The organism is Mesorhizobium sp. Pch-S (genome assembly GCF_004136315.1).
Classification (GTDB): domain Bacteria; phylum Pseudomonadota; class Alphaproteobacteria; order Rhizobiales; family Rhizobiaceae; genus Mesorhizobium.
On the sequence record NZ_CP029562.1, the window covers coordinates 1,036,481 to 1,063,076 of the forward strand.

At 65.2% G+C, this 26,596-nt stretch carries 27 protein-coding genes, 1 pseudogene and 1 riboswitch; of the genes and pseudogenes, 9 read left to right on the forward strand and 19 right to left on the reverse strand.

Going from position 1 to position 26,596, the window contains the following annotated elements:
- Positions 1 to 79: 79 nt before the first annotated feature.
- The 4 genes from hisG to hisS form a co-directional block, all read right to left on the reverse strand.
- Entirely contained in the window at positions 80 to 781 is a 702-nt protein-coding gene (gene hisG / locus C1M53_RS04790; RefSeq protein WP_129411199.1) for an ATP phosphoribosyltransferase, read from the reverse strand.
- Positions 778 to 1,902 (reverse strand): ATP phosphoribosyltransferase regulatory subunit, encoded by a 1,125-nt coding sequence (locus C1M53_RS04795; protein ID WP_129411200.1) that lies wholly within the window; start codon positions 1,900 to 1,902, stop codon positions 778 to 780. Before C1M53_RS04795 ends, hisG begins: the two co-directional genes overlap by 4 nt.
- Positions 1,899 to 2,267, reverse strand: a complete 369-nt coding sequence (locus tag C1M53_RS04800; RefSeq protein ID WP_129411201.1) for a VOC family protein — start codon at positions 2,265 to 2,267, stop codon at positions 1,899 to 1,901. Before C1M53_RS04800 ends, C1M53_RS04795 begins: the two co-directional genes overlap by 4 nt.
- A gap of 183 nt (positions 2,268 to 2,450) precedes the next feature.
- Positions 2,451 to 3,956, reverse strand: coding sequence for a histidine--tRNA ligase (gene hisS / locus C1M53_RS04805; RefSeq protein ID WP_129411202.1), 1,506 nt, complete (start codon positions 3,954 to 3,956; stop codon positions 2,451 to 2,453).
- A gap of 300 nt (positions 3,957 to 4,256) precedes the next feature.
- Here hisS and C1M53_RS04810 point away from each other — a divergent pair, with 300 nt between their 5' ends.
- Both C1M53_RS04810 and C1M53_RS04815 read left to right on the forward strand, forming a co-directional pair.
- Complete coding sequence (locus tag C1M53_RS04810) at positions 4,257 to 4,502, forward strand: hypothetical protein (RefSeq protein ID WP_245488449.1); 246 nt, start codon at positions 4,257 to 4,259, stop codon at positions 4,500 to 4,502.
- Between the two features lie 122 nt (positions 4,503 to 4,624).
- Positions 4,625 to 5,593: a DUF389 domain-containing protein gene (locus tag C1M53_RS04815; RefSeq protein WP_129411203.1), complete on the forward strand. Its 969-nt coding sequence runs from the start codon at positions 4,625 to 4,627 to the stop codon at positions 5,591 to 5,593.
- Between the two features lie 245 nt (positions 5,594 to 5,838).
- Here C1M53_RS04815 and C1M53_RS04820 read toward each other — a convergent pair whose 3' ends face one another.
- Entirely contained in the window at positions 5,839 to 6,474 is a 636-nt protein-coding gene (locus C1M53_RS04820) for a DNA-3-methyladenine glycosylase I (RefSeq protein WP_129411204.1), read from the reverse strand.
- 226 nt (positions 6,475 to 6,700) lie between these two features.
- On the opposite strand from C1M53_RS04820, the gene C1M53_RS04825 reads away from it, so the two are divergent.
- Together C1M53_RS04825 and C1M53_RS04830 are read left to right on the forward strand one after the other, a co-directional pair.
- Positions 6,701 to 7,525, forward strand: a complete 825-nt coding sequence (locus C1M53_RS04825; protein WP_129411205.1) for a L,D-transpeptidase — start codon at positions 6,701 to 6,703, stop codon at positions 7,523 to 7,525.
- A gap of 298 nt (positions 7,526 to 7,823) precedes the next feature.
- Positions 7,824 to 8,750, forward strand: a complete 927-nt coding sequence (locus tag C1M53_RS04830; RefSeq protein ID WP_129411206.1) for a bifunctional 5,10-methylenetetrahydrofolate dehydrogenase/5,10-methenyltetrahydrofolate cyclohydrolase — start codon at positions 7,824 to 7,826, stop codon at positions 8,748 to 8,750.
- Between the two features lie 140 nt (positions 8,751 to 8,890).
- Here C1M53_RS04830 and C1M53_RS04835 read toward each other — a convergent pair whose 3' ends face one another.
- Both C1M53_RS04835 and C1M53_RS04840 read right to left on the reverse strand, forming a co-directional pair.
- Entirely contained in the window at positions 8,891 to 9,214 is a 324-nt protein-coding gene (locus C1M53_RS04835) for a putative quinol monooxygenase (RefSeq protein WP_129411207.1), read from the reverse strand.
- A 101-nt stretch (positions 9,215 to 9,315) separates the two neighbouring features.
- Positions 9,316 to 9,879: a helix-turn-helix domain-containing protein gene (locus tag C1M53_RS04840; protein ID WP_129411208.1), complete on the reverse strand. Its 564-nt coding sequence runs from the start codon at positions 9,877 to 9,879 to the stop codon at positions 9,316 to 9,318.
- A gap of 83 nt (positions 9,880 to 9,962) precedes the next feature.
- Between C1M53_RS04840 and C1M53_RS04845 the strand changes: the two genes are divergently transcribed.
- A complete protein-coding gene (locus C1M53_RS04845; protein WP_129411209.1) occupies positions 9,963 to 10,871 on the forward strand; it encodes an SDR family oxidoreductase in 909 nt (302 codons plus the stop codon).
- Between the two features lie 96 nt (positions 10,872 to 10,967).
- On the opposite strand, the pseudogene glcF reads toward C1M53_RS04845, so the two are convergent.
- The 6 genes and pseudogenes from glcF to C1M53_RS04875 all read right to left on the reverse strand — a co-directional run bounded on the left by glcF (position 10,968) and on the right by C1M53_RS04875 (position 17,464).
- A pseudogene (glcF, locus tag C1M53_RS04850) lies at positions 10,968 to 12,280 on the reverse strand (glycolate oxidase subunit GlcF).
- A 2-nt stretch (positions 12,281 to 12,282) separates the two neighbouring features.
- Complete coding sequence (gene glcE / locus C1M53_RS04855; RefSeq protein ID WP_129411210.1) at positions 12,283 to 13,485, reverse strand: glycolate oxidase subunit GlcE; 1,203 nt, start codon at positions 13,483 to 13,485, stop codon at positions 12,283 to 12,285.
- The gene (locus C1M53_RS04860; RefSeq protein ID WP_129411211.1) at positions 13,482 to 14,066 is read right to left on the reverse strand and encodes an ASCH domain-containing protein; all 585 of its coding nucleotides are present in this window, start codon (positions 14,064 to 14,066) and stop codon (positions 13,482 to 13,484) included. Before C1M53_RS04860 ends, glcE begins: the two co-directional genes overlap by 4 nt.
- A 10-nt stretch (positions 14,067 to 14,076) precedes the next feature.
- Positions 14,077 to 14,340, reverse strand: coding sequence for a hypothetical protein (locus C1M53_RS04865; protein ID WP_129411212.1), 264 nt, complete (start codon positions 14,338 to 14,340; stop codon positions 14,077 to 14,079).
- 147 nt (positions 14,341 to 14,487) lie between these two features.
- Positions 14,488 to 15,984: an FAD-linked oxidase C-terminal domain-containing protein gene (locus C1M53_RS04870; protein WP_129411213.1), complete on the reverse strand. Its 1,497-nt coding sequence runs from the start codon at positions 15,982 to 15,984 to the stop codon at positions 14,488 to 14,490.
- Between the two features lie 157 nt (positions 15,985 to 16,141).
- Positions 16,142 to 17,464, reverse strand: a complete 1,323-nt coding sequence (locus tag C1M53_RS04875) for a DUF3422 family protein (protein WP_129411214.1) — start codon at positions 17,462 to 17,464, stop codon at positions 16,142 to 16,144.
- Positions 17,465 to 17,666: 202 nt separating this feature from the next.
- On the opposite strand from C1M53_RS04875, the gene C1M53_RS04880 reads away from it, so the two are divergent.
- From C1M53_RS04880 to C1M53_RS04895, 4 genes are all read left to right on the forward strand, one after another.
- A complete protein-coding gene (locus C1M53_RS04880; protein WP_129411215.1) occupies positions 17,667 to 18,518 on the forward strand; it encodes an FCD domain-containing protein in 852 nt (283 codons plus the stop codon).
- Positions 18,515 to 19,651 (forward strand): alpha-hydroxy acid oxidase, encoded by a 1,137-nt coding sequence (locus C1M53_RS04885; protein WP_129411216.1) that lies wholly within the window; start codon positions 18,515 to 18,517, stop codon positions 19,649 to 19,651. The genes C1M53_RS04880 and C1M53_RS04885 overlap by 4 nt, the downstream gene beginning before the upstream one ends.
- A 139-nt stretch (positions 19,652 to 19,790) precedes the next feature.
- Positions 19,791 to 20,009 carry a hypothetical protein gene (locus C1M53_RS04890; RefSeq protein ID WP_129411217.1) on the forward strand — a complete coding sequence of 73 codons (219 nt, stop codon included), beginning with the start codon at positions 19,791 to 19,793 and terminating at the stop codon, positions 20,007 to 20,009.
- Between the two features lie 196 nt (positions 20,010 to 20,205).
- Positions 20,206 to 20,907, forward strand: coding sequence for a metallophosphoesterase (locus C1M53_RS04895; RefSeq protein WP_129416025.1), 702 nt, complete (start codon positions 20,206 to 20,208; stop codon positions 20,905 to 20,907).
- Here the strand turns inward: C1M53_RS04895 and C1M53_RS04900 are convergent.
- The 6 genes from C1M53_RS04900 to thiC form a co-directional block, all read right to left on the reverse strand.
- Positions 20,904 to 21,719 carry a hydroxymethylpyrimidine/phosphomethylpyrimidine kinase gene (locus tag C1M53_RS04900; protein WP_245488450.1) on the reverse strand — a complete coding sequence of 272 codons (816 nt, stop codon included), beginning with the start codon at positions 21,717 to 21,719 and terminating at the stop codon, positions 20,904 to 20,906. The two genes, C1M53_RS04895 and C1M53_RS04900, sit on opposite strands and share 4 nt — an antisense overlap.
- Entirely contained in the window at positions 21,689 to 22,294 is a 606-nt protein-coding gene (locus C1M53_RS04905; protein WP_129411218.1) for a thiamine phosphate synthase, read from the reverse strand. The genes C1M53_RS04900 and C1M53_RS04905 overlap by 31 nt, the downstream gene beginning before the upstream one ends.
- Positions 22,291 to 23,064 carry a thiazole synthase gene (locus tag C1M53_RS04910; RefSeq protein WP_129411219.1) on the reverse strand — a complete coding sequence of 258 codons (774 nt, stop codon included), beginning with the start codon at positions 23,062 to 23,064 and terminating at the stop codon, positions 22,291 to 22,293. Before C1M53_RS04910 ends, C1M53_RS04905 begins: the two co-directional genes overlap by 4 nt.
- Positions 23,065 to 23,324: 260 nt before the next feature.
- Positions 23,325 to 23,522: a sulfur carrier protein ThiS gene (gene thiS / locus C1M53_RS04915; RefSeq protein WP_129411220.1), complete on the reverse strand. Its 198-nt coding sequence runs from the start codon at positions 23,520 to 23,522 to the stop codon at positions 23,325 to 23,327.
- Positions 23,506 to 24,489 (reverse strand): glycine oxidase ThiO, encoded by a 984-nt coding sequence (gene thiO / locus C1M53_RS04920; protein WP_129411221.1) that lies wholly within the window; start codon positions 24,487 to 24,489, stop codon positions 23,506 to 23,508. The genes thiS and thiO overlap by 17 nt, the downstream gene beginning before the upstream one ends.
- Positions 24,486 to 26,342, reverse strand: a complete 1,857-nt coding sequence (gene thiC / locus C1M53_RS04925) for a phosphomethylpyrimidine synthase ThiC (protein WP_245488451.1) — start codon at positions 26,340 to 26,342, stop codon at positions 24,486 to 24,488. Before thiC ends, thiO begins: the two co-directional genes overlap by 4 nt.
- 113 nt (positions 26,343 to 26,455) lie before the next feature.
- A riboswitch (TPP riboswitch) is annotated at positions 26,456 to 26,567 on the reverse strand.
- Positions 26,568 to 26,596 lie beyond the last annotated feature (29 nt).

A 26,596-nucleotide genomic window follows, 5' to 3' on the forward strand; every position in this document is an offset into this window, starting at 1 on the left:
TCCTCCTCCGCTAGCAGTGAAAGGCTATCAGCCAGCCACCGATGAGAAAATCAGGCCAAAAGTCTGATGGCAACACCCGTCAGGCAAGCGAAGCCGCGACCTTTGCAGCGATATCGGCGACGAGGGCGGCATCGGCCGGCTTGCGTTGCTTCTTCGAGACAACGAGGCAGGCCTGTGACTGCAGCACGATGCCGTCCGACAGGATCTTCAGATGGTTCGCCTTCAGCGTCGAGCCGGTGGTGGTGATGTCGACGATGATATCGGCCGAGCCTGCCGCCGGTGCGCCTTCGGTCGCGCCCAGGCTTTCGACGATGCGATAGACCTGGATGCCATGCTTGGCGGTGAAGAACTGCTGCGTCAGCCGCCAGTATTTGGTTGCGATGCGCAGCCGGCGGCCATGGCGCTGGCGGAAGTCGGCGGCGACGTCGTCGAGATCGGCCATCGAGTCGACGTCGAACCAGATGTCCGGCACCGCCACCACGACATCGGCGTGGCCGAAGCCGAGCCGCGCGGCGATCTCGGCGCGCGACTGCCAGTCCGCCAGGTTCTCGCGCAGCAGGTCCTCGCCGGTGATGCCGAGGTCGACGGCGCCCTGCCCGATCTCGCCGGCAATTTCCGAAGCCGACAGGAAGGCCACCTCGATGTCATCGCGACCGGCGATGCGGGCATGATATTTGCGATCGTCTTCCGGCAGGCTGACGGCGAGCCCGGCCTTGGCCAGCACTTCCAGCGCCTGTTCCTTCAACCGCCCCTTGGACGGGATCGCCAGCGTCACGGTCATGATGCGTCACCCCGCAGCGCCTCGATGCGGTCGAGCCAGACCGAGAAGCCGACACCCGGGATCTGGCCCTTGGCGCCGAGCAGCGTCAGCAGGCGGTCATAGCGGCCGCCGCCGACCAGCGGGCGTTCACTGTGCCCGGATGCGATCTCGAAGACGAGACCCGTATAATAGTCGAGCGGACGGCCGAAGGCGGCGTCATAGTGGACCGCATCGCCCGTCAGGCCGTGACCGGCAACCGCCTCCGCCCTCGCGGCAAAGGTGTCGAGCGCAGAGCCCAGAGCCAACCCCGCACTCGAGGCAAACTCCTGCAGGGCCCCTGCCGCCTGCGACAGCGGCACATGGATGGCAAGGAACGTCTTCAGCGCGGCGAAGGCCTCGTCGGATAGCCGCACCGAGCGCAGCTGCGCCTTCTCGATCAGCCGGCGCGCGATGTCGGCCGGCGTGCGGCTGGCGGAAGCAGAAAGGCCAAGTTTTTCCATGTCGGCGGCGATATGCGTCGTCAGGGCGTCGAGGTCGGCATCCAGTGCCAGCGTGGCGACCGGCGGCGGCAGTTGGCCGTTGCGTGGCGGATTGGCGAGATCGGCAAGGGCGGCTTCCAGCATCGCCTTCGAACCGAAGGCACGGGCAAGCCGCATGCGCCAGCCGCGCGGCAGGCCGAGCGCCGCCAGCACGGCCTCGAAGATGGCCTGGTCACCCAGCGTGACCGAAAGCGCGCGCTTCGGCAGCACCAGCGCCAGCAAGGCATGGGCGTCGGCAACGCTGCGGGCGTCGGCGGCTGCGGTATCGCCATCGCCGAGATCCTCGATGCCGGCCTGGAAGAATTCGTTGCCGCCGTCGCGGCGCTGGCGGAAGACCTCGCCGAGATAACCGTAGCGGCGCGGCGTGCCCGCCTGGCTGGCAATGTGGTCGAGGCAGACCGGAATGGTGAACTCGGGACGCAGGCAAAGCGTCTGCCCGGTCTCGCTCTCGGTCAGGAAGATGCGGCGGCGCAGATCCTCGCCAGCCATGTCGAGGAATGGATCTGCCGGCTGCAGCACGGCGACGTCGACGAGGCCGACGCCACGCTGTTCGAGCAGCGCCACCACTTCATCGGCAAAGGCAGGCGGACGCGCGCCTCTCATGACGTCACTTTCTGCATCAGTTCGATGCGGTTGCCGAATGGATCATAGACATGGATGCGCTCGTAGCCTTCGAGCGGCACATCGGTCGCCGTCCGGTACCCGGCCGTTACCGCCGCTGCCTCCAGCCGCTTCACATCATCGACCAGGAAGGCCGGATGCGCCTTGGCGGCCGCGTGGAAGTCGGGATCGACGCCGAGATGCACCTTGACCACAGCGCTTTCGAACCAGCAGCCGCCACGCCTGGCAAGGTTATCGAGTTTCGCCACCTCGGTCAGGCCCAGTATGCCGGCATAGAAGGCGCGCGCGTCGGCCTCGCGCCCGGCTGGCATGGCAAGCTGGACGTGATCGATGGCAAGCAGGGTCATTGAGCAACGCCTCCCCTTCTCCCCTTGCGGGAGAAGGTGGATCGGCGCGCAGCGCCGAGACGGATGAGGGGTGTTGGAAGAAACGGGATGCTGGCGATCCGGCCAACACCCCTCATCCGGCCCTCCGGGCCACCTTCTCCCACAAGGGGAGAAGGGGTCGGCAACGTCGAGCAAGCACTGGCCTCAGCCACGTTCGCGCTCCGCCTGCTGCGCGGCGAGGATCTTCTTCACCTCGGCGACCAGATCGGCTTCCTTCACCGTGACCTGGCCCGGCCGTGCTTCCTTGTATTCGGCATGATCGGCGATCGCCGCCGCCTGCCTGGCGCCTTCGATCAGGTCCTTCAGCTGGACTTCGCCGGCCTCGCGTTCGCTCGAGCCCTGGATGACGGCGATCGGCGACCCGCGACGGTCGGCATATTTCAGCTGCGCCTTCATGCCGGCGCCCCCGAGATAGAGTTCGGCGCGGATACCGGCCTGGCGCAGGTCCGACACCATCTTCTGGTAACGGCCGAGGCTTTCCGTGTCCTTGTCCATCACCAGAACGATCACCGGCTGCAGGATGTCGGAGGTGTCGAGCTTGCCGAGGTTCTTCAGCGCCGTCATCAGGCGCGAGACGCCGATGGAGAAACCCGTCGCTGGCACCGGTTCGCCACGGAAGCGCGAGACCAGCCCGTCATAACGTCCGCCGCCGCCAACCGAGCCGAAGCGCACGATCTTGCCTTCGTCGTTGGGAATCTCGGCCAGCAGCTCGGCCTCGTAGACCGGGCCGGTGTAATATTCGAGGCCGCGCACGATGGAAGGATCGATCTTGACGCGTGTGTCGAGATAGCCGGCGGCCGCGACCATCGCGCCGATATCCTGCAATTCCTGCACGCCTTCGGCGCCGCGTTCCGATCCGGCGACGGCTTCGCGCATCTTGGCCAGCGTGTCGGCAAGATCGCCGGTGCCCGGCGCGGTCAGGAGCAGCACGCGATCGGACTGCGCGGCATCCAGTCCGGCACCCTTGGTGAAGTCGCCGCTCTCGTCGAGGCGCCCCTTGCCAAGCAGCGCGCGCACACCGTCCGGCCCGACCTTGTCGAGTTTGTCGATGGCGCGCAGCACGGTCAGGCGGCGGCCGGCATTGTCGTCGCCGCCGAGGCCGATCGCTTCGAGCACACCGTCGAGCACCTTGCGGTTGTTGACGCGGATGGCATAGTCGCCGCGCTTGATGCCGAGCGCTTCCATGACATCGGCCATCATCATCGCCATTTCGGCATCCGCCGCGACGCCCGGCGTGCCGACGGTGTCGGCGTCGAACTGCATGAACTGGCGGAAGCGGCCGGGGCCCGGCTTCTCGTTGCGGAACACCCAGCCGGAGCGGTAGCTGCGATAGGGTTTCGGCAGGCGCTCATAATTCTCGGCGACGAAACGCGCCATCGGCGCCGTCAGGTCATAGCGCAGCGACAGCCACTGCTCGTCATCGTCCTGGAAGGAGAAGACGCCTTCATTGGGACGGTCCTGGTCCGGCAGGAACTTGCCCAGCGCATCGGTATATTCGATCAGCGGCTGGTCGACCGGCTCGAAGCCATAGAGCTCATAGACCGCGCGAATGGTCGCCATCATCTTCTCGACGGCACGGATGTCCTCGGCGCTGCGGTCGACAAGGCCGCGCGGCAGCCGCGCTTTCATCTTTTCCGGTTTGTCGGCCATGGTCTTGAACTCGCTGTCGATGGCATAGGCATGTCAAAAACTGCCGCTTTCGCGGCGCGGTTGTCCTAGCCGATGCAGGCAGGTGCGGCAAGGCGTTTGCCGGAGACAACACTTTCCAGCGCGACAGCGGTTTCGCGACGGCAGAACCGCTGGAATGAGCCCCTTGAAGCCTCCCCGGCTAACCACTCGTCAACCATTGCGGCCAAAAGCGCCAAAACGCACCAATTTGGCCATTATCGCGGCATCGTGCCGACATAATCGACGCCGATAAGCGGCTTGAAACCAAGGACTTGCACTGAAATGGCTGCGGCGCACAAAATCGAACTGCTGGATGAACCGGTCATGACCGCACAGGTGATACCGCTGCGCCGTTCCGAAGTCCTCGCGCCCACGGTCACCCAGCAGGCGGGACCATTCGAGGTGCCTGCCACCGATCGCAGAAGCTCCGGCCTCGGCGACATCCTGATCACCGGCCTGCTGGTGATCTACCCGGCACTCGCCACCATCACCGCGATCATCATCGGGCTGATGCTGTCGCGCGGCTGAACGCCTGCCTCGCACGATAATGACCTCCCGAAGCTCGGCGCTGGACAGCGCCGGCCGCCTGCGGCATCCATGCGCGCGGGCAGATGCCCGGATGAACCTCCATCGAGGAGAGGGCATTGCCGATGCTTCAGGTCCGTGTGCTGACGCCGCCCCAGAGTTGCGAAGCCGCCATCAAGGCCATCAAGGCAAATGCGACGACGGCCAATCTCGTGGTGCTGCACGGCGCAGCACTGGGCGGCAAGGGGGACGTCCTGCTGTTCGACGTGGCGCGCGAAACCGCAAATGCCATCGTCGATGCGCTGCGCGCTCTTGGCATCGAAAAGACCGGCTCCATTTCGCTGCATGACAACGTCACGATCATTTCAGAGGCGGCCGATCGAGCCGAGGCAGCAGCGGATGGCCACCCCGCCGACGCCGTCATCTGGGACGAGATCGAGGACCAGGCGCATGAGGACGCCGACCTCTCGTGGTCGTTCCTGACCTTTCTGGTGCTGGCGACCTTGATTGCCAGCATCGGGCGTTATGTCGACCAGCCTATCTTGATCATCGGCGCCATGGTGGTCGGGCCGGACTTCGCTCCTGTGGCGGCGATCTGCCTGGCAATTGCCCGGCGTCGCTGGTCGCTGCTGCGACCGGCAGCGACCACCCTGATCGGCGGCTTCGCTACGGCCACCGCCATTGCCTGGCTTGTCTGGGCGGCCGCCTATACCGCCGGCTTCGTCGATTTTGCTGCCGCGACCAGCGGCCCGCAGACACAGTTCATCGTCAAGCCCGACGCGTGGTCCTTCATCATTGCAGTGCTGGCCGGCTGTGCGGGCGTGCTCTCGCTGACGGCCGCGAAGTCGTCGGCGCTGGTCGGCGTGTTCATTTCCATCACCACCGTACCGGCGGTCGGCACGATTGCACTGACGCTCGCCGTCGGTGCGTGGGATGAAGCGCGGGCAGCGCTGATCCAGCTTGTGGTCAATGTCGTCGGCATGATCATCGCCGGCACGGCAACGCTCATGATCCAGCAGCGTCTGCTGCACGATCCGCGCAAGAGCCTGGCCGAGAGGGCCAGAAGGAGACGGATTCGAGCCCAACGCGGCTAAAGACCCACGGGCCGGCGTTTCCGCGAAAAACGGGAAACGCTCTCGAGCAATTCCAGCAAAAGTGCGTAGCGGTTTGCGTCCGGAAATTGCGTCAAAACAAGAAGATAGAGCATTGCCGGCGATTCTGTTTTTGCCGGAAATGCTCTAGAGCATTTTGTAGCCAAGTGGAATCACTTGGCGTTACAAAAATGCGACGAAAACAAAAACTTAGCGTTTCCGCGTTTCCGTGAAAAAACGGAAACGCTCTAGGCAGGCCGCTTCAGCGCCTGCCGCTCGGCCTCGACCTCGGCGCGGCAGACACAGCCTTCGATATGATCGTTGACCATGCCCATGGCCTGCATGAAGGCGTAGACGGTTGTCGGGCCGACAAAGGTCCAGCCACGCTTCTTCAGTTCCTTCGAGATGCGGGTCGACACAGCCGTGGTCGGGTTGGCGCGCAGATGGGTGATGTCGACCACTGCAGGCCGCTCCTGCGGGCCGGGCTCGAAGCTCCAGAACCAGGCGGCGAGCGAACCAGCCTCCTTGACCAGTTCCTGCGCGCGTCTGGCATTGTTGATGGTCGAGACGATCTTGCCGCGATGGCGGATGATGCCGGCATTGGTCAACAGCCGTTCGACGTCGGCATCGGTGAACCGCGCGACCTTGTCGAAATCGAAACCAACGAAGGCTTCGCGGAAAGCCTCGCGTTTGCGCAGGATGGTCAGCCAGGACAGACCCGACTGGAAGCCTTCCAGGCAGATCTTCTCGAACAGGCGGCGGTCGTTGGTCACCGGCCGGCCCCATTCATGGTCATGATAAAGCTGGTAGTCGGGCAGGTTGCCGTGCCAGGCACACCGGGTGACGCCATCGACCCCGGTGATCAAACCATTGTTGTCGCTCATTGCAAATCCATTCGTTAACGCCTGGAAAGCGTGCTTTACCGGGGCTTTACCAGATTCCTGAACCAGCCGGTAACCACACCAAAAGGTTTACTGACAAAGCGGCATTTTAAACGTTCGCGATTCACCATTCGCTTGCCGCCTGCGGACAACATGCCGATCGAGGCCGCGAGGAACACCCGTTTCCTGCGCGGCGCGACGATCGAGTTGAGAGTGCGTCCCTATGCGAATGACAAAGCTGTTTCTGCCCCTGTTCGGCGCAATCGGCGCGCTGGCAGCGGTTGCCACCCCTGCCCTTGCCAATGACCGCTATGCCGAGCGTCCGCCGGTGATGGTGAGCCCCGACCTTTCAGCGCCCTGGGTCACGCAGCTCGGCCGCGCGCCGGGCGTGGTCAGGGCCAGCCGCGGCTATGCCGTCCGGCCATGGGGAGAGCCGCAGGTGCGCTACCGCCAGGCCGTCCCGCAGGATCAGTATTACGGCCAGGCGCAGCCACGCGTGCAGTACCGCCAGGTCCGGCCGCAGGCCGGAACCGACCGCGTGCGTACCGCGGCAGTGCCCGGCCAGCAGGTCAGGCGAACGGTGGCAAGACCGCAGATCAACCCGATCTACCTGCCGCAGGAGGTCGCCTTCGACGGCAAGGAGAAGCCGGGCACCATCATCATCGATACCACGCAGAACTTCCTCTATCTGGTCGGCGAAGGCGGCAAGGCGCGCCGCTACGGCGTCGGCACCGGCAAGCCGGGCTTCGAATGGGCCGGCACGCACAAGGTCAGCCAGAAGCGCGAGTGGCCGGACTGGCGCCCGCCGAGCGAGATGATCGCACGCGAAAAGGCCAAGGGCCGCTACCTGCCGACCTTCCTGGCCGGCGGCATCGAGAACCCGCTTGGCGCCCGCGCACTCTATCTCGGCTCGACGCTCTACCGCATCCACGGCACCAACCAGCCCTGGACGATCGGCGGGGCGGTGTCCTCCGGCTGCATCCGCATGCGCAACGAGGATGTCGTCGACCTCTATGACCGGGTGAAGGTAGGCACGACGGTCGTCGTGATGTAATGTTTGCGCATTGAGTCGGCCTGACGCGCCGACCGACGAAATAACGGGGGACGGGCCTTGTGGGGACATGGCCAGTCCAGAAAGGGCAGCCGGCCATGCCGCGCTGCCCTTTCTGTTTTGGCCGTTTCGATCGGTTTTCACTGCCAGTGACCATAATTGACTAAGGCAGGACGGATTCAGTCTCCCGCCGGCGGCATTCTCCTGCTATGTCGCCCGCAACCGAGAGCGCCGCGCGTCTGTTCGGACGCGCAAAAGACGCTCTAGCACCTTGAAACGCTGGAACTCTGGAAATCCGCCCATGTCCACCACCGACAGCCGCTACCTGAAAGGTGGCCCCGTCGCCAAGCGCATCATCGAAAGCGTCCGCATCGCCGCCGAAGAGGCGCGTGCCGAAGGCTTTCCGGCGAAGCTGGTCTCGATCACCGTCGGCGATGTCGATGCCGTCGACGTCTATGTGCGCAACCAGCGCGCCAAGGCAGCGCAGGCCGGCATCGATTTCGAGGAGCGCCGCTTTCCGGCCGACGTCACCGCGCGCGAGCTCGAGGCCGCCATCCACGGCATGAATGCCGATCCACGCGTCACCGGCATCATAATCCAGCGCCCTGTGCCCAAGCATATTCCGGTCAAGGCGCTGCAGAGCGCGGTGCACCCGCTGAAAGACGTCGAGGGCATGCACCCGGCCTCGATCGGCAACATCGTCTACAACCAGCTCGACCTGGCGCCCTGTACAGCGGCCGCCTCGGTCGAGCTGCTCAAGGAAACCGGGCTCGACCTCAAGGGCCTCGAGGTCGTGGTCGTCGGCCATTCCGAGATCGTCGGCAAGCCGATCGCCTTCCTGTTGATGAGCGAGGGCGCCACCGTCACCGTCTGCCACCACATGACACGTTCGCTGGCCGTGCATGCGCGCCGCGCCGACGCGCTGTTCGTGGCGGTCGGCAAGCCGCGCCTGATCAAGGCCGACATGGTCAAGCCGGGCGCCGCCGTCATCGACATCGGCATCAACTCCGAAACGCTCCCGGACGGCACCACCCGCATCGTCGGCGACGTCGACACCGAAAGCGTCAAGGAGGTCGCCTCCTGGATCACCCCGGTGCCGGGCGGCGTCGGCCCGATCACCGTTTCGATCCTGCTGCGCAACACGATGGTGGCGCTCAACCGCCAGCGCGAACTCTACCGCGCCAGCTATGCCGTCGACGAACAGCCCGGCCAGATCGCCGCAGAGTAGTACCAACGGTCATCTTGATTGACCGTTGGAGCGCGCGACGGCGCGCCGCGCCCATTGGCGCGAAGCCAAGCGGCCCGGATGGGCCGCGCCGGCGATTGAGGCGCCCTGGATGAGTCAACATTCAGGGCCTCTGGATAAGACTAAGCCAGATCGAAGGCGCCGCGGCTGTCGCTTCTGAGCGGCTGCCAGACCTGGATGTCGCGCGGCCCTTCCAGCACCTCGTCCAGCGCGGCGTGCCATTCCTCGCGGTAAGGGCGCTTCAACTGCACGTCGAGCACGTCCTGATGGTCGACCCAGGTCTCGTGCAGCAGCAGCCGCAACGGGTCCTGCGGATCCCCGTGCAGGGTAGCGGAGATGAACATCTCTTCGTGACGCATCGCGTCGAGGACGCCATCGAGCAGCATCATGAACCGCTCCTGATGCTGCGGGCGGACGCGAAAGCCGATGATGTAGGTGATCGCCACTGTTCTTCTCCTGTCTGAGCTTGATGGCGCACAAAATGCCTGAGCCAGCGACAGCAGCAATGACCTCTCAGGTAATGATATCCAGATAACAGACGCGCCGGTCAACGCGGCAGCAGCGCCGTAACGAACTGACGCAGGCTGGTTTCGACGAAATCCTCGACGCGCCCTTGCGGGTCGAACCCCCACCACAGCAGCGACCCCTGCCACTGCGAGGCCATCAGCAGGCCGATATCGCGCGGCGCGACGGCTGTATCCGCAAAGCACGCGTCGAGCGCGGCCGAGAGACGCTGGCGCCAGGCAGCACCCCGTGCCCGCAGCACCGGGTCACGCAGGTCCTCGCGCAACACCAGCAGGCCCTCGGCATAGGCCTCGATCTCGCCATAGCCGCGCGACAGATCGACCAGCAGGCCGACCGCCCCCTCCGGCGTCCTGGCGACGCTGGCACCGAGCTCTTCGGTCCGCGCGTCAAGCCGATCCCAGGCGGCCAGCAAGGCCGACTGTTTCAGCCCGGCCTTGGTCCCGAAACGCTGGACTAGCGTTGCCGGGGAAAGACCGCAGGCACGTGCCAGGCTCTCGAAGGTCAGCGCCTCGGGGCCGCGCTCATGGATGAGGCCGAGCGCGATCTCCAGCACCTTCTCGTCGGACAACGTCTTGGGTCGCGGCATCTTGATTTCCAATTAATAAGTGAATATTCATTTATATATCATTTCACGCCATGCCATCAAAGGCAAAAGCCCGGGAGGTTTCAATGACTCTTGCTGGAAAGGTCGCGCTTGTCGCAGGCGCAACGCGCGGCGCAGGCCGCGGAATAGCAGTTGAACTGGGAGCAGCCGGCGCGACCGTCTACGTTACCGGGCGCACGACACGCCAGCAGCAATCCGAGTACCGGCGGCCGGAGACGATCGAGGAGACCGCCGACCTCGTGACTGCAGCCGGCGGCAAGGGCATCGCCGTCCAGGCCGACCATCTCGTTTCGGAAGAGGTCGCCGCCCTCGTGCAGCGCATCCGCACCGAGCAGGGCCGCCTCGACATCCTGGTAAACGACATCTGGGGCGGCGAAAACTATGTCGAATGGAACAAGCCCGTGTGGGAACACGATCTCGCCAAAGGCTTGCGCATGCTGCATCTGGCCATCGACACGCATCTCATCACCGCCCATCACGCATTGCCTCTGCTGATCGAGAATCCCGGCGGACTGTTGGTGGAGGTGACGGACGGGACGGCTGAATACAATGCCGACCACTACCGCCTCTCGCCCTTCTACGATCTCGCCAAGGTGGCGGTGAACCGCATGGGATGGGCTCACGCCAAGGACCTTGCCCCGCATGGCGCCACCGCCATTTCATTGACGCCCGGGTGGCTGCGTTCCGAAATCATGCTGGAGACGTTTGGCGTCAGGGAAGAGAACTGGCGCGACGCCATGGCGAAGGTGCCGCATTTCGTCATCTCGGAAACGCCGCGCTTCGTCGGCCGCGCCGTCGCAGCGCTTGCGGCCGATCCGGACCGGGCGCGCTGGAACGGCCAATCGCTGTCGAGCGGAAGCCTGGCGAAAGAGTACGGCTTCACCGACCTCGACGGTTCGCGGCCGGATGCCTGGCGTTACATCGCCGAGGTCGAGGAGCCCGGCAAGCCGGCGGACGCCACCGGCTATCGCTAGAGCGTTTCCGTTTTTCACGGAAACGCGGAAACGCTCCGAGTTTTGTTTTCGTCGCATTTTTGCAACGCCAAGTGATCCCACTTGGCTACAAATGCTCTAACCTGCTTTTCGCAGTTCGGCCGGCGGCTCGCCGCCATAGGCCCAGTCGAGCAGCTTCACCGTGTGCACCACCGGCAGTTTCGCGGCTGAACCGATCTGCGTGATGCAGCCGATGTTGCCGGTGGCGACCACTTCGGCGCCGGTGGCGGTGATGTTCCTGACCTTGCGTTCGAGCAGGCGGGCCGAAATCTCCGACTGCAGAATGTTGTAGGTGCCAGCGGAACCGCAGCACAGATGCCCTTCGCGCGGCTCCTTCACCACGAAACCGGCACGGGCGAGCAGCTCCTTCGGCTGACGCGTGATCTTCTGGCCATGCTGCATCGAGCAGGCGGAATGATAGGCTACGACCGTGCCCGACTTGCGCACGGGTTCCGGCAGGTCGAGCGTGGCGAGATATTCGGTCACGTCCCTGGCCAGCGCCGACACCTTCGCCGCTTTTTCGGCATAGGCGGGGTCCAGCCGCAGCATGAAGCCATAGTCCTTGATCGTGGTGCCACAGCCCGAGGCGGTGATGACGATGGCATCCAGCCCCTCGCCGTCGATCTCCCGCATCCAGGCATCGACATTGCGGCGGGCCGAGGCGAGTGCCGCTTCCTCACGCCCCATATGATGGACCAGCGAGCCGCAACAGCCCTCGCCTTCGGGCAGTACCACGTCAATGCCAAGCCTGTTGAGCAGCGAGACCGTCGCCTCGTTGATGCCGGGCTCCAGCACCTGCTGCGCGCAACCGGTGAGCAAGGCGACCCGCCCGCGCTTCTGTGCTCTCGCGGCACTGTGCACACCGGGCCTCGCCAATGGCGATGCCGCCGGCACGCTGATGGGTGCCAGCTTCAGCATGCGGCAAGCGGCTTCAGCGTTTTGCTGTTTTCGAACAGTCCCAAGAAAGGCCGGCCGAGCCTTGCCAGCTTCAGCGCGGCGCGGAAGCGCGCCGGATGCGGCAGCACGAAGGCGAGCACGGAGCGGATCAATCGGTCGGCCAGCGGCCGCCTGTAGGTCTTTTCGATATGGCTGCGCGCATGATCGACCAGATGCATGTAGTTGACGCCCGAGGGGCAGGTCGTCATGCAGGCGAGACAGGACAGGCAACGATCGACATGGGTGACGATCTCCTTGTCGGCCGGACGGCCGTTTTCCAGCATGTCCTTGATCAGGTAGATGCGCCCGCGCGGGCTGTCGAGTTCGTTGCCAAGCGTCACATAGGTCGGACAGGTGGCAGTGCAGAAGCCGCAATGCACGCATTTGCGCAGGATCTTCTCCGATTCCGCGACATGCGGATCGGCAAGCTGATCGGCGGTGAAAGAGGTCTGCATCGCTACGCCATCCGGCCTGGGTTGAGGATCTGCCTGGGGTCGAACTCGGATTTGAGCCGGTGGGCCAAGGCCGCCAGGGCCGATGGCTGCGGCTGGAACACCGGTGTGGCGGCACGGATGCCGGGGGCAGCCCGGACCAGCGTCGCATGGCCGCCGCCAAAATGCTGCACCGCCGCCCGCACCAGCTGATCTTCCGGTTCGCCCATTTCCATGCTGAGCCAGATCAGCCCGCCCTGCCAGTCGTAGAACACTTCCACCGCAAACTGCATGCGCAGCGCCATCACCATGGCATGGCCGTCGGCGGGTGCCATAGACACGCGCCAGAGCGGCTTGTCGGAACCGGCGAACGGCACGCAGTCTCGGACATCGCGCCAGATCGCTTCGGATGCTTCGCCGGCGATCTCCTGCAGCGGTCCGGCATTACGCAGCAGATTCTTCAAGGCACCGATGCGATAGCTCACCGAGGGGCCAAAACCCTCGACACGCAGCAGGGTCGCCGCCGCGCTGCCCAGGACGCCGCCGGCAACACGCGCCGCGATGCGTTCCGGCAGATGCGCGGCGCTCGACACTTCGGCGCTCGAGCCAAGCGCCAGCGACATGGCAGCAGTGGCGTTGTCGTCGAGCAGGCCGCGCACGGCCAGCGTCACCTCGGTTTCCGCCGCCGGCAGGACCTTGAAGGTGACGTCGGAAAACACCGCGAGCGTGCCCCATGATCCCGCCATCGCCTTGGAGAGATCGTAGCCGGTGACGTTCTTGACGACGCGTCCGCCGGATTTGAACGCCTCGCCACGCCCCGATACGGCATGGATACCGAGGATATGGTCGCGGGCAGCTCCAGCCTTCAGCCGGCGCGGGCCGGAAAGGTTGGCCGCAAGCACGCCGCCGATGGTGCCTTTGCCGGGTTCCTGCCCGAGCAGCCGGGCATAGTCCATCGGCTCGAAAGCAAGCTGCTGGCCGTTTTCGGCAAGCAGCGTCTCGATCTGAGCCAGCGGCGTTCCGGCACGCGCCGACAGCACCAGCTCCGCCGGTTCGTAGAGCGTGACGCCGGTGAGCTTCGAAAGATCGAGCGTGTGCTCGGTCTGCAGGGGGCGGCCAATCGCGCGCTTGGAGCCATGGCCGACGATCTCCAGCGGCGCCTCTTCGGCAACAGCCCATTGCACGGCGGAAAGGACTTCGGCAGGCGAGGTTGGGGTGAAGGTGGTCACAGCCGATGCTCCCGCAACTTCTCCAGCACCGCCTCGCCACGCGGCGAGAGCCGGTAGCCGATTTCAAGGCTTTCCGTCAGGCCAAGCTCCTTCAGCCTGCGCACATCCTGCTTGAACTTCAGCTTCTCGACGCCGGCAGCCAGCGCGAGTTCGCCAGCCGGTTTGCCCGGATGGGCGCCGATAGCGCTCAGAATCGACGGGAAATAACCCGGCTTCGCCTTGTCCCAGCGCGCGAAGCGGGCCGCCAGATCATGCCAGTCGGCTTCGGAAAGTTCGCCCTCGCGACGCAGGGCAACCCGCTGGTCCGGTTCGATGCCATCGAGAACGATCCGATAAAGCCTGCGATCGCCGTCCGAACGCAGATCGGCCAGCAGCGCCGCGCGATCGGCAAAGCCAGCCGCCTGCGCCTCGGCATCCGTCAGATCCCGTTCATCGACAGGCTCGACGGCACCGATGCGCACCACGCCGGCGGCGGTGCGCAGGCCGGTGCCGGCTTTCACCGTCGGGCGCAACCAGCGCCGGAAGGCCAGCGTGACGTCGCCACGCGCGATACCGACCAATGTTGCTTGCCTCAGTTGCACGAGATCCGTCTCACTTGAGCATGCCGTGATGGAAAGCCGCGGCAATCCAGTTCCAGTCTGCTTGGGAAAGATCGTAGGTCGACACCCTGCGCTGGCCTGAATCCGACAGGACAAGAAAGCTCCAGAGACGACCGGGCCCGGCGCGTACGCGCTCCAGTCGCAGATAGCCATGCTCGACCAGCCAGCGCATGTCGGGTGTGTAAGGCGGGCGATGTTGGCGGGCGATCCCCAAACCATCAGGCAGCTCACGAGCGACATAACAGAGCAACGCCATGCGTCGGCGCATGGAAGGAGGGTTCGCCAAGGGCCTTGGCGGAACGGTTGCCAAGCGATCCAACACCTCACGTTGTTCCTTGGTCTGTCGTATCCAAGCGCGCAATATCTGCCCCTTGGACTGTGGCCCAGCCAATCGCCCCATCGTTCAAAACCTCGGAATGTCGGGAAAGGCGACCTGGCCGCGATGCACATGCATGCGGCCGAGTTCGGCGCAGCGGCGCAGTTGCGGAAACACCTTGCCGGGGTTGAGCAGATGGTTGGGGTCGAAGGCGCATTTCACCCGCATCTGCTGGTCGAGATCGGCCCCGCTGAACATCTCCGGCATCAGGTCGCGCTTCTCGACGCCGACGCCATGTTCGCCGGTCAGCACGCCTCCGACCTCGACGCAGAGCCGCAGGATGTCGGCGCCGAACTTCTCGGCCTTGTCCAGTTCGCCCGGCACATTGGCATCGTAGAGGATCAGCGGATGCAGGTTGCCGTCGCCGGCATGGAAGACATTGGCGACGCGCAGGCCGTAGGTCTCGGACAGGTCGCGCATGCCGGCCAGCACGCGCGGCAGTTCCTTGCGCGGAATGGTGCCGTCCATGCAGTAGTAGTCCGGCGAGATGCGCCCGACCGCCGGGAAGGCTGCCTTGCGGCCGGCCCAGAAACGCAGGCGCTCTTCCTCCGAATTCGAGATGATGCAGGTGGTCGAGCCATTTTTGATGGCGATCGCCTCGACGGCGCCGATCAGGTGATCGACCTCGACCGCCGGCCCGTCGAGTTCGACGATCAGCAGCGCCTCGCATTCCAGCGGATAGCCGGCCTGCACGAAATCCTCCGCCGCGTGGATCGCCGGCCGGTCCATCATCTCCATGCCGCCGGGAATGATGCCGGCGCCGATGATGTCGGCCACGCACTGGCCGCCCTGCTCGCTGGTCGGGAAACCGATCAGCAGGGCGCGCGCCGTCTCCGGCTTCTTCAGGATGCGCACGGTCACTTCGGTGACGACGCCGAGCAGGCCTTCCGAGCCGGTCATCAGGCCGAGCAGGTCATAACCCTCGGCATCGAGATGCTTGCCGCCGAGCCGCACCACCTCGCCATTCATCAGCACCATTTCGATGCCCAGCACGTTGTTGGCGGTGAGACCGTATTTCAGGCAGTGCACGCCGCCGGAATTCTCCGCGACATTGCCGCCGATCGAGCAGGCGATCTGCGAGGACGGGTCCGGCGCGTAGTAGAACCCCTCCTGCTCCACCGCATGGGTGATGCCGAGATTGGTGACACCCGGCTGCGCGGTCACGGTGCGGTTGGGATAGTCGATGCCGAGGATGCGGTTGAAACGGCTCATCACCAGCAGGACCGCGTCTTCCAGCGGCAAGGCACCACCGGACAACGAGGTGCCGGCGCCGCGCGGCACGACGCGGATGTTGCGTTCGTTGCAATATTTCAGCACGCGCGACACCTGCGCCACCGTCTCGGGCAGCACCACGACCAGCGGAAGCTGGCGATAAGCGGTCAGTCCGTCGCTTTCGAAGGCGCGCATCTCGTTGACGGTCTCGACGACGCCTTCGCCCGGAACGATCGACCTGAGATCGGCGACGATGGTGGCGCGCCGCGCAAGGGTCGCCTCATCCGGCTTAGGCATGGCAAGACCGGACATGATGCCTCCCGCTTGGCAAATAGGCTGACTGGTAAAAGCTTTTTACCAATTTGGTGCAGTGCTTGCAAATGATGCTTTGGGCCCAGGCACTGACGGCCGCACGCGCACCTTCCCGCGCGTCAATCTGACGCTGGCAAACAGGATCGATCGTTCTACGCTATTCGCCCGCGTGGCCTGCCGGCTCGCCGTGCAGGCGCTGCACACGGCGCACACCCCACCAGACCAGCAGCACGGCGACCGGCACCGATGCGGCCGTGACCACTTCCGGCGCAAAGGCATGGCCGAAGAAGGAAGCGCCCTTGGCGAGATAGCCGATCAGCCCGACGACATAATAAGACACCGCCGCCACCGACAGGCCCTCCACCGTCTGCTGCAGGCGCAGCTGCAGGCGGGCGCGGTTGTTCATCGAGGCGAGCAGGTCGCGGTTCTGCTTTTCAACCTCGACATCGACCCAGGTGCGCAGCAGCGTGGTGGCGCGCGTCAGCTTGCGCGACAGGTTCGCCTGCCGCTCCTCGACCGAACGGCAGGTGCGCATGGCCGGCGCGACGCGGCGCTGCAGGAAGCCGGCCCAGGTGTCGTAGCCCGGCACCACCTCCTCATCGAGCGCTTCCAGGCGCTCCGTGACGATGCCGTCATAAGCGCGGCTGGCGCCGAAACGATAGAGGCTGGAAGCCGCATCCGCCTCCAGCTCGGCGGCGAGTTCGGTCAGGTCGGCCAGCAAGGTCTGGCTGTCGCGGGTTTCCGCCGCCTTCATCTCGCGCGTGATGACGGCCAGCTTGTCCTCGATGCGGCGCACGCGCGCCGACAGCGACAGCGCCAGCGGCAGCCCGAGCATGGCCAGCGTTCGATAGGTCTCGATATCGAGCAGACGCTGCGACAGCGCGCCGGTGCTCGCCGCGGTCAGCGAGCGGTTGAGCACCAGGATGCGCGTCAGGCCGTCGCCATCCTGGCGGAAGTCGGCGACGATGGCGGCAGCGCCACGCTCGACCAGCGAGAAACACAGGCTGGTGGGGTCGAAACCGTCGAGCAGCTTCTCGTTGGCGGCCGTCCAGTTACGAATCTCCAGCCGGATGCCGGAAATAACCGTTCCGGGCGGCGAGAAACCGTTGCCGAACGGCGTGTCCTCATGCGCACGCCCGCTTTCGTCGAGCGGCCCTTCCCACAGATAGGTCGAGAATTCGGTGTGGCGCTCCCAGCGCAGCGAACCCTTGCCCCACTTCATGGCATGGAGGCGCGCCTGGCTGCCGGGTGCGGCAATGCCGAGCCGGCGCGAAAGCTCGGACAGCACGGCGTGATCGACGCTGGTGCCGCCCTCGGTCATGAAGGAAAGCTGGATCAGGACGCGCGGTGTCTCGACCAGCGGGTGCGGGCGGGCATGCACCTCGCCGAGCGCGCTCGGGCGGCCCTCATGCGCGGGAAAACCCAGCACGCTGCCAATGGCACGCGGCCGGAATTCGAGATTGGACTGGTCGTCCGACACGGCAGTTCCCCCAGGTTCCGAGCCCTGTCTTTTGTAAAGCTCTAGGAGCAATCCCGGGCCGTGACAATGAAAACTCCTGGAGCAATGCCGCCAAAGCGACCGTCATCGCCTCTCCTTTGAACATCAAATTGGATAGATTAATTGACCAGTTTGCGTGATTGCCGCTATTCTGGGCTGCAGAAGCTTTTTCTCGGGCACTCCCTTGGGCGACATCTTTTCCCGCATCGATCATTCGCGCACCGCCGACGAGGTGGTGGCGCAGATCGAGGCCCTGATCCTCGAAGGCGTGCTGCGCCCGGCCGACCGGCTGCCGGGCGAACGCGACCTCGCGCGCCAGTTCGAGGTGTCGCGGCCGATCCTGCGCGATGCGCTGAAGGCGCTGGAGACGCGCGGCCTGCTGACGACCCGGCATGGCGGCGGCACCCATGTCGCCGACGTGATCGGCCAGGTGTTCTCCAAGCCGGTGATGGAGCTGATCTCCTCGCACCGCAAGGCGGCCGCCGATTATCTGGAGTACCGCCGCGAGATCGAGGGGGTTGCCGCCGAATATGCGGCCCGGCGCGCCACGCCGGACGACCTTGCCCTGCTCGACCGCATCATGGCGCGCATGGACGAGGCGCACCGCACCGGCGACTTCCAGCACGAAGCCGACATCGACGTCGAGTTCCACAATGCCGTCGGCGAATGCGCACACAACATCATCCTGCTCCACACCTTGCGCTCCTGCTACCGCCTGCTGTCGGAAGGCGTGTTCCAGAACCGGCTGCTGGTGTTCACCTTGCCTGGCGCGCGCGACGAATTGCTTGCCCAGCACCGCGCCATCCATGCCGCCGTCAAATCGGGCAACCCGGCGGCGGCACGTAAGGCGGCGATGGACCATATCACCTATGTCGAACGCTCCATGGTGGAAGCCGAGCGCAGCGGCGACTGGCAACGCGTGTCGCGGCTGCGGCTGAAACAGCGTGGCGGGGACGTGAAACAGCGTGACGGGGAATCCGGCCGCAGGCGCAACGAAACGGACGCGGCGGCACGCGAAACCGGGAAAGCGGAATGAGCATGCTTCTGACCATCGACGATCTGAAGAACCAGGCACGCCGGCGCGTGCCGAAGATGTTCTTCGACTATGCCGATTCCGGCGCCTGGACGGAGAGCACCTACCGCGCCAACGAAGAAGACTTCGGCAAGATCAAGCTGCGCCAGCGCGTGCTGGTCGACATGGCCAACCGCTCGCTGGCCTCGACCATGATCGGAGAGACCGTCTCGATGCCGGTGGCGCTGGCGCCGACGGGCTCGACCGGCATGCAGCATGCAGATGGCGAAATGCTGGCGGCACAGGCGGCCGAGGAGTTCGGCGTGCCGTTCACGCTGTCGACCATGAGCATCTGCTCGATCGAAGACGTCGCCTCGGTAACCAGCAAGCCGTTCTGGTTCCAGCTCTACGTGATGCGCGACAAGGACTTCGTGCTCAACCTGATCGATCGCGCCAAGGCCGCCAAATGTTCGGCGCTGGTGCTGACGCTCGACCTGCAGATCCTGGCACAGCGCCACAAGGATGTGCGCAATGGCCTGTCGGCTCCGCCGCGATTGACCTTGCCGAACCTGATCGACATGGCGATCAGGCCCGGCTGGTGCCTCGGCATGCTCGGAACCAAGCGCCGCACCTTCCGCAACATCGTCGGCCATGTGAAGGGCGTCGGCGACCTCGCCTCGCTGTCGTCCTGGACGAACGACCAGTTCGACCAGACGCTGTCCTGGGACGACGTCGAATGGATCCGCCAGCGCTGGGGCGGCAAGCTGATCCTGAAAGGCATTCTGGACAAGGAAGACGCGGTGCTGGCCGCCAAGACCGGCGCCGACGCCATCATCATCTCCAACCATGGCGGCCGCCAGCTCGACGGCGCCCCCTCCTCCATTGCGGTGCTGGAAGAGATCGTCGACACCGTCGGCGACCAGATCGAGGTCCACATGGATGGCGGCATCCGTTCCGGGCAGGATGTGCTGAAGGCGCTCTGCCTCGGCGCCAAGGGCACCTATATCGGCCGTCCATTCCTCTACGGGCTCGGCGCGGCCGGAAAGAAAGGCGTCACGCAGGCGCTGGAGATCATCCGCAAGGAACTCGACCTGACGCTGGCGCTGTGCGGCAAACGCGACATCAAGGATGCCGGCAAGCACATGCTTTACCGCTAGTGCACTGCTGCTATCTTCAAATCACGGAACCGCAACGCTAGCTTGCTGTTTTGGCGCATCCCGGTCCGAATGTCCCTGATCAGCAGTGGCCTCTCAGGCGCTGACTTGCTAGAGTTCGATGGACAACGGAGACATGCTAATGGGGCGGATCGAATTCGTGTTTCGTAAGCTGGCTTGGATGGCCAACTCAGGCTCGCCACTTCACGAAGCGCGGTTTGAAAAGGCGCAGGCCTTCTTGAATCCAAAGACCAAAAAAGATCGTGAACGCCTCGATGCCTTCTTCGAAAAATACCGCGGCCAAGTGCGCGGCAGCGCCCTCGTGCTCGTAGATGACGAAGGCAACCGGAGCGTCATCTAGCGAAGCGTCACACAGCCCTCCCGCCAAAGAATCGTTATCTCCCCATTTTGCCGCATCCTTGTCCAAAAGTTCCGCGACTTTCCGCTTCGCTGACCTTCGGTTCGGGATCATAATTCAGCGCTCCCGAACCGATTTGAAAGCAGCTTCTCCTTTGACCGACGGCATCCATTTCCTCGACGCCCGCGCGCCGGACGGCATGCGCCTCTACGCCATCGGCGACGTGCACGGCCGGCTCGATCTTTTGTCCGGCATGCACAGGCAGATCGCAGCCGAAATCGAACGCGACCGGCCGGCTGACTGGCGCATCATCCATCTCGGCGACTATGTCGACCGCGGCCCGGACTCCAAAGGCGTCATCGATTTCCTGATCGCCGCCGAGAAGCGCGACCCGCGCATCATCGCGCTGGCCGGCAACCATGATATCGGCTTCCGCGATTTCCTGGCGATGCCGGACGCCGATGGGCTGTTCGCACGTTATGGCGGTCGCGAGACGGCTCTTTCCTACGGCGTCGCGATCGATTTCGCCGATCCGGCCTCGCTCGAACAAGGCTGGAAGGGTCTCGTCAGCGCCGTGTCGCCCGAACAGAAACAGTTCCTGCACGACCTGCCCTATTCGGTTTCGTTCGGTGATTTCTTCTTCTGCCACGCCGGCGTGCGTCCCGGCATCGCGCTCGACCGGCAGGCGCATGACGACCTGATCTGGGTTCGCGCCATCTTCCTCGATCATCCCGGGCTCTACGAAAAGGTGATCGTGCACGGTCATACACCGCAGGCGGAAGCCGAGCTGATGCCCAACCGCGTCAACGTCGACACCGCCGCCTACCAGAGCGGCAGGCTGACGGCACTGGTGGTCGATGGTGCGGACAAGCGAATCCTGACGGAAACCATGGACGCTTAGAGCAGCGCGACTTGCGAAGCAGGCCTGCCGGTTCGCCGTCCTTCCCGCTCCAGCCTTTCAAAGACATGATCCTTTGCCTTGCCAACGGCCGTTGGCAGGTCATCCCCCAGACCCAGTCCGGCAGCGATGGCGCTGGCCAGCATGCAGCCGGTACCACGCATGCTGACATCGAGGCGCGGCGCTTCGAAACGTGACGGCTTCGCGCTGGCGCGCAGAAGAAGGTCGACCGAGCGATCGCCCCCTGCATGACCGCCCTTGACCAGCAAGGCCGGAACGCCGCTTTCGAACAGCGACCCCGCCTGACCGATGATGCCGGCCTCGTCTGTTGCCGCCGGTTTGCCGCTCAACAGGCCGAGTTCCGGCAGATTGGGCGTGACCAGCGTACACAGCGGCATCAGCCGGCGTTTCAGGACATCGATAGCATCCATAGGAAGCAGCGCGCGACCCGACGTCGAGGCAAGGACTGGATCGAGCAACACCGGCAACGGCAGGCGGCTGGCGAGAACGGAGGCAACCGCGGTTATGGCATCTGAACTGCCCAGCATGCCGATCTTGACCGCGGCTATCGCGTTGGCAGCAAAGGCGGCGCGCATCTGCGCCGCGATCAGGTCGGCCGGCATCTGCTCGACCCGCTCGACCGCGCCGTGGGTCTGCACGGTCACGGCCGTAACCGCGAGACAGGCACGCAGGCCGAAGGCCGCGATCGTCTCGACATCGCGCGCGATGCCGGCGCCGCCGCTGGAGTCCGAGCCGGCGACCACCAGAACATGCCGCCCGGGCGTCACCGCCATGGTGCGGTGGCCGCCAGCCATGCGCGGGTGCGGGCTTCCGGATCGGCATTGCGGGTGATGTCGGTGACGACGGCAGCGCTGTCGGCGCCTTGCGCAAGGACACCCGGAATGCGCTCGACGGTCAATCCGCCGATGGCGACAAGCGGCGTATCACCTGCCCGGCGCTTCCATTCGGCGATGCGGTCGAGGCCTTGCGGCGCCCATTTCATGGCCTTGAGGATGGTCGGATAGACCGGGCCCAGCGCGACATAGTCGGGTCCTGCCGCCAGCGCCGTCGCCAGTTCGGAGTGGTCATGCGTGCTCAGGCCGAGCTTCAGCCCTGCCCGGCGGATCGCCCCGACATCAGCCTCGGCCAGATCCTCCTGGCCGAGATGAACGAAGTCGCAGCCCTCTTCGATGGCGAGTTGCCAGTAATCGTTGACGACGAGCTGGCAGCCGTGGCGTTCGCATGTCGCCCTGGCGGCGCGGATCTCCACACGCAGCGCCTCGTCCGGCGTGTCCTTGACGCGGAGCTGCACCAGCTTCACGCCAAGCGGTACCAGCCGTTCGATCCAGGCAGCGGAATCGACGATGAGGTAGAATGGGTCGAGTTTCATGAGAACGCTGCCATGCCGATGACGGGGGTGGAGGGAACGGCCATGTCGCGCGGTTCGAGCGGACCGGCGTGGAAAGCCTCCCGCCCCGCCGCGATCGCCTTGCCGAAGGCGCTGGCCATCGCCACCGGATCGCCGGCCCTGGCGACGGCGGTGTTGAGCAGGACGGCGTCGTAACCGAGTTCCATGACCGCGGCCGCGTGCGACGGCCGGCCAATACCGGCATCGACGATCAGCGGCACCTCGGGGAAATGGCCGCGCAGCGAGCGCAGCGCATCGACATTCTGCGGTCCACGCGCCGAGCCGATCGGCGCACACCACGGCATCAGCAGCCTGCAGCCGGCCTCCAGCAGCCGCTCGGCCACGACCAGATCGTCGGTGGTGTAGGGAAACACCTCGAAGCCGTCCCCGCTCAGGATACGCGCGGCCTCGACCAGTCCGAACACGTCCGGCTGCAAGGTGTCGTGATTGCCGATGACCTCCAGCTTGATCCAGTTGGTGGCAAAGACCTCGCGCGCCATCTGCGCCGTGGTGACGGCTTCCTTCACCGAATGGCAGCCGGCGGTGTTGGGCAGCACGCGCACGCCGAGCGACTGGATCAGCGACCAGAACTGCCCGCCCGTCTTGCCGCCGGCGCTTTCCCGGCGCAACGACACCGTCACGATCTCGGTCTTCGAGGCTGTCACTGCATCGGCCATGATCGCCGGCGACGGATAAAGTGCTGTGCCCAGCAGCAGGCGTGATGAGAACTGCTGTCCATAGAGTTCGAGCATCAGGGGTGCTCCTTGGTGGCGGGTGAAGGGGCTGAACCCTCGCGTGTCGCGCTGCCCCTCACCTGCCTGCCGGCATCCTCTCCCCGTAAACGGGGAGAGGGCGACTTGCGCCAAGGGTTTCGCCAATCGCCAGCGTTGCAGAATGAGCGTCTTCGCCGGCGCCAGCCTCCTTCTCCCCGTTTACGGGGAGAAGTGCCCGGCAGGGCGATGAGGGGCAGTGCGACCGCGGATGCTCTCAGTGAGGATAAACTCGTCATGTCTCACCCTCCCTTCATCGGCGACAGGATTTCGATGCGATCGCCGTCGGCGATCCGGCAGGTCTCGCGCTCCCTGGCCGGCACCACTTCGCCGTTGAGCGCCGTTGCCAGCCAGCCGCCCTCGTAGTCGAGTTCGGCGAGCAGTGCGGCCAGCGTGCCGGCGTCGACCTCGCGGCTCTCGCCGTTAATGATGAGCCGCATGGGCGAGCTCCCCTTGCGATTTGAAGATCAGATCGGCCGCCTGCCTTGCCATGGCCGGCGCCAGCAGGAAGCCGTGGCGATAGAGGCCGTTGATCGAGACCCGGTTGGCTTCGCGGCTGACGCGCGGCAGGTTGTCGGCAAAGGCCGGGCGCACGCCGACACCGGCCTCGACGATCTCGGCCTCGCCGAACGCCGGGTGCAGCGCATAGGCGGCACCGAGCAGCTCCATCATCGAGCGCGCGGTGACGGGGTCATTGGCGTCGCTTTCGATCATCGTCGCGCCGACCATGAACAGATGATCGGCGCGCGGCACGACATAGACCGGAAAGCGCGGATGCAGCAGCCGAACCGGGCGCGCCAGTGAAACATCCGGCGCATGCAGCAGGAGCATCTCGCCGCGTACGCCGCGCAGGCCCGGAACGCCTGCCGCGATGCCGGTGCAATCGGCCTCGATGTCGACCGGCTCCGGCACCCGCACCGCGCCATAGCCGAATTCGAAGCGCACACCCATCCCGAGCAGCCTGTCCCTGAGGGTCGCCAGGGCGCGGCGCGGATCGAGATGTGCCTCCTGCGTGAAGAACAGCCCGCGCCGGAACCGGCCGGCGAGATCCGGTTCGAGCGCGGCAACGGCCTCTTCGCCGATCGTCGAGTACCCTGTCGTGCGCCGCGCGAAACGGTCGAGCTCGCCGGCATCCCGTGCCGGCGCCACCACCAGCGTGCCGGTGCGCACGACATGGCCCGGCAGCACGGTGTCCCACCAGTCGAGCGCCAGGCGCCCCAGCGTGACGACCGCCTCTTCCGCGCTCTCGCGCTCGCACCACGGCGCCAGCATGCCGCCGGCAGCCCAGGAGGCGCTGCCGGCAAGGCGATGCCGTTTTTCGATGACGGTGACGTCGGCGCCGCGCGACGCCAGCTCGTAGGCCAGCGTCAGTCCGGCGACGCCGGCTCCCTTGACCAGCGCTTTCATGGCTGGTCGGCCCCCGCCTCCGTAGCTTCGACGGAAGCGGCCACGTCGACGATGTCGACGGAATCGAGCGGCAAATAGAGATCGCCGCCGACGCGGAACTTTTCCGCCATCGCTGCCATGCCTTCCTTCTGTGCCTCGGCACGGATGTCGTGCGAGATGCGCATGGAGCAGAATTTCGGCCCGCACATGGAGCAGAAATGCGCCACCTTGTGCGCTTCCTTGGGCAAGGTCTCGTCGTGGAAGGCGCGCGCTGTTTCGGGATCGAGCGAGAGGTTGAACTGGTCTTCCCAACGGAACTCGAAGCGGGCGCGCGACAAGGCGTCGTCCCGGACCTTGGCGGCGGGATGGCCCTTGGCGAGGTCGGCGGCATGGGCGGCGATCTTGTAGGTGATGACGCCGACCTTCACGTCATTGCGGTCGGGCAGGCCGAGATGTTCCTTGGGCGTGACGTAGCAGAGCATGGCGGTGCCGAACCAGCCGATCATGGCAGCGCCGATGCCGCTGGTGATGTGGTCATAGCCGGGTGCGATATCGGTGGTGAGCGGCCCGAGCGTGTAGAACGGCGCCTCGCCGCAGACGGCGAGCTGCTTGTCCATGTTTTCCTTGATCTTGTGCATCGGCACGTGACCGGGACCCTCGATCATCACCTGGCAATCCTTGGCCCAGGCGATCTGCGTCAGTTCGCCCAGCGTCTCCAGCTCTGCGAACTGCGCGGCATCGTTGGCGTCGGCGATGGAGCCGGGCCGCAGCCCGTCGCCCAGCGAGAACGACACGTCATAGGCGCGGCAGATGTCGCAGATCTCCTCGAAATGCTCGTAGAGGAAGCTTTCCCTGTGATGGTAGAGGCACCACTTGGCCATGATCGAACCGCCGCGGCTGACGATGCCGGTGACGCGATCGACGGTGAGCGGAATGTAGGGCAGCCGCACGCCGGCATGGATGGTGAAATAGTCGACGCCCTGCTCCGCCTGTTCGATCAGCGTGTCGCGGAACACCTCCCAGGAGAGATCCTCGGCAACGCCGCCGACCTTTTCCAGCGCCTGGTAGAGCGGCACGGTGCCGATCGGCACCGGCGAATTGCGCAGGATCCAGTCGCGGATGTTGTGGATGTTGCGGCCGGTGGAAAGGTCCATCACCGTGTCGGCGCCCCAGCGGGTTGCCCAGACCATCTTTTCCACCTCCTCGGCCATGGACGAGGTGACGGCCGAATTGCCGATATTGGCGTTGATCTTGACCAGGAAATTGCGGCCGATGATCATCGGCTCGGCTTCCGGATGGTTGATGTTGGCCGGGATGATGGCGCGGCCGCGCGCAACCTCGTCGCGCACGAACTCCGGCGTGACGTAGTCGGGGACCGCCGCACCGAAGCTCTCGCCATCGCGCTGCAGCTTGGTGTGCACCGCCTGGCGGCCGAGGTTTTCGCGAATGGCGATGAATTCCATCTCCGGCGTGATGATGCCGGCGCGGGCGTAAGCGAGCTGGGTGACGGCACGTCCGCCCCTAGCCCGGAACGGCTGGTTGCGCACCGGGAATTCCGGCGTCAGCCGCTCACCGGAGACGAAGCCATTGTCCTCCGGCTTGACCAGCCGACCCTCGTAGCGCTCGACATCGCCGCGCGCGACGACCCATTCTTCGCGCAGGCGCGGCAGGCCGCGCTCGATATCGGTCTGCACGTTGGTGTCGGTGTAGGGCCCCGAGGAATCATAGACCGTGACCGGCGGCTCGCCGGCAGTCGGATGCACGGAGATCTCGCGCATCGGCACGCGCAGGCCGGGATGGATGACGCCCGGTTTGTAGACCTTGCGCGATGCCGGCAATTCGCCAACGGTGACGGTCGGGGTATGGATATTCATGTGCGAGCCTCCTCGAGTGACGGAGACCCAGTCCACGCAGTGAGGAGGAAGCGACGCCTGGCTGAAGGGAATACGGGCATCCTGCCCGATAACCAAAGCCGGAAATGCCGGCCCGCAAAGCGTTCCCACCGTCCCTACGCCAGTATGAACTGGATCAGGTTCAACGGGTCACTGCGCGTTACAGCAGTATCTCAGCCCCTTGTCGGGACCCCCCTGGTGAGCCTCAAGGGTGAACCTCAAGCGCCCTTTTTGTC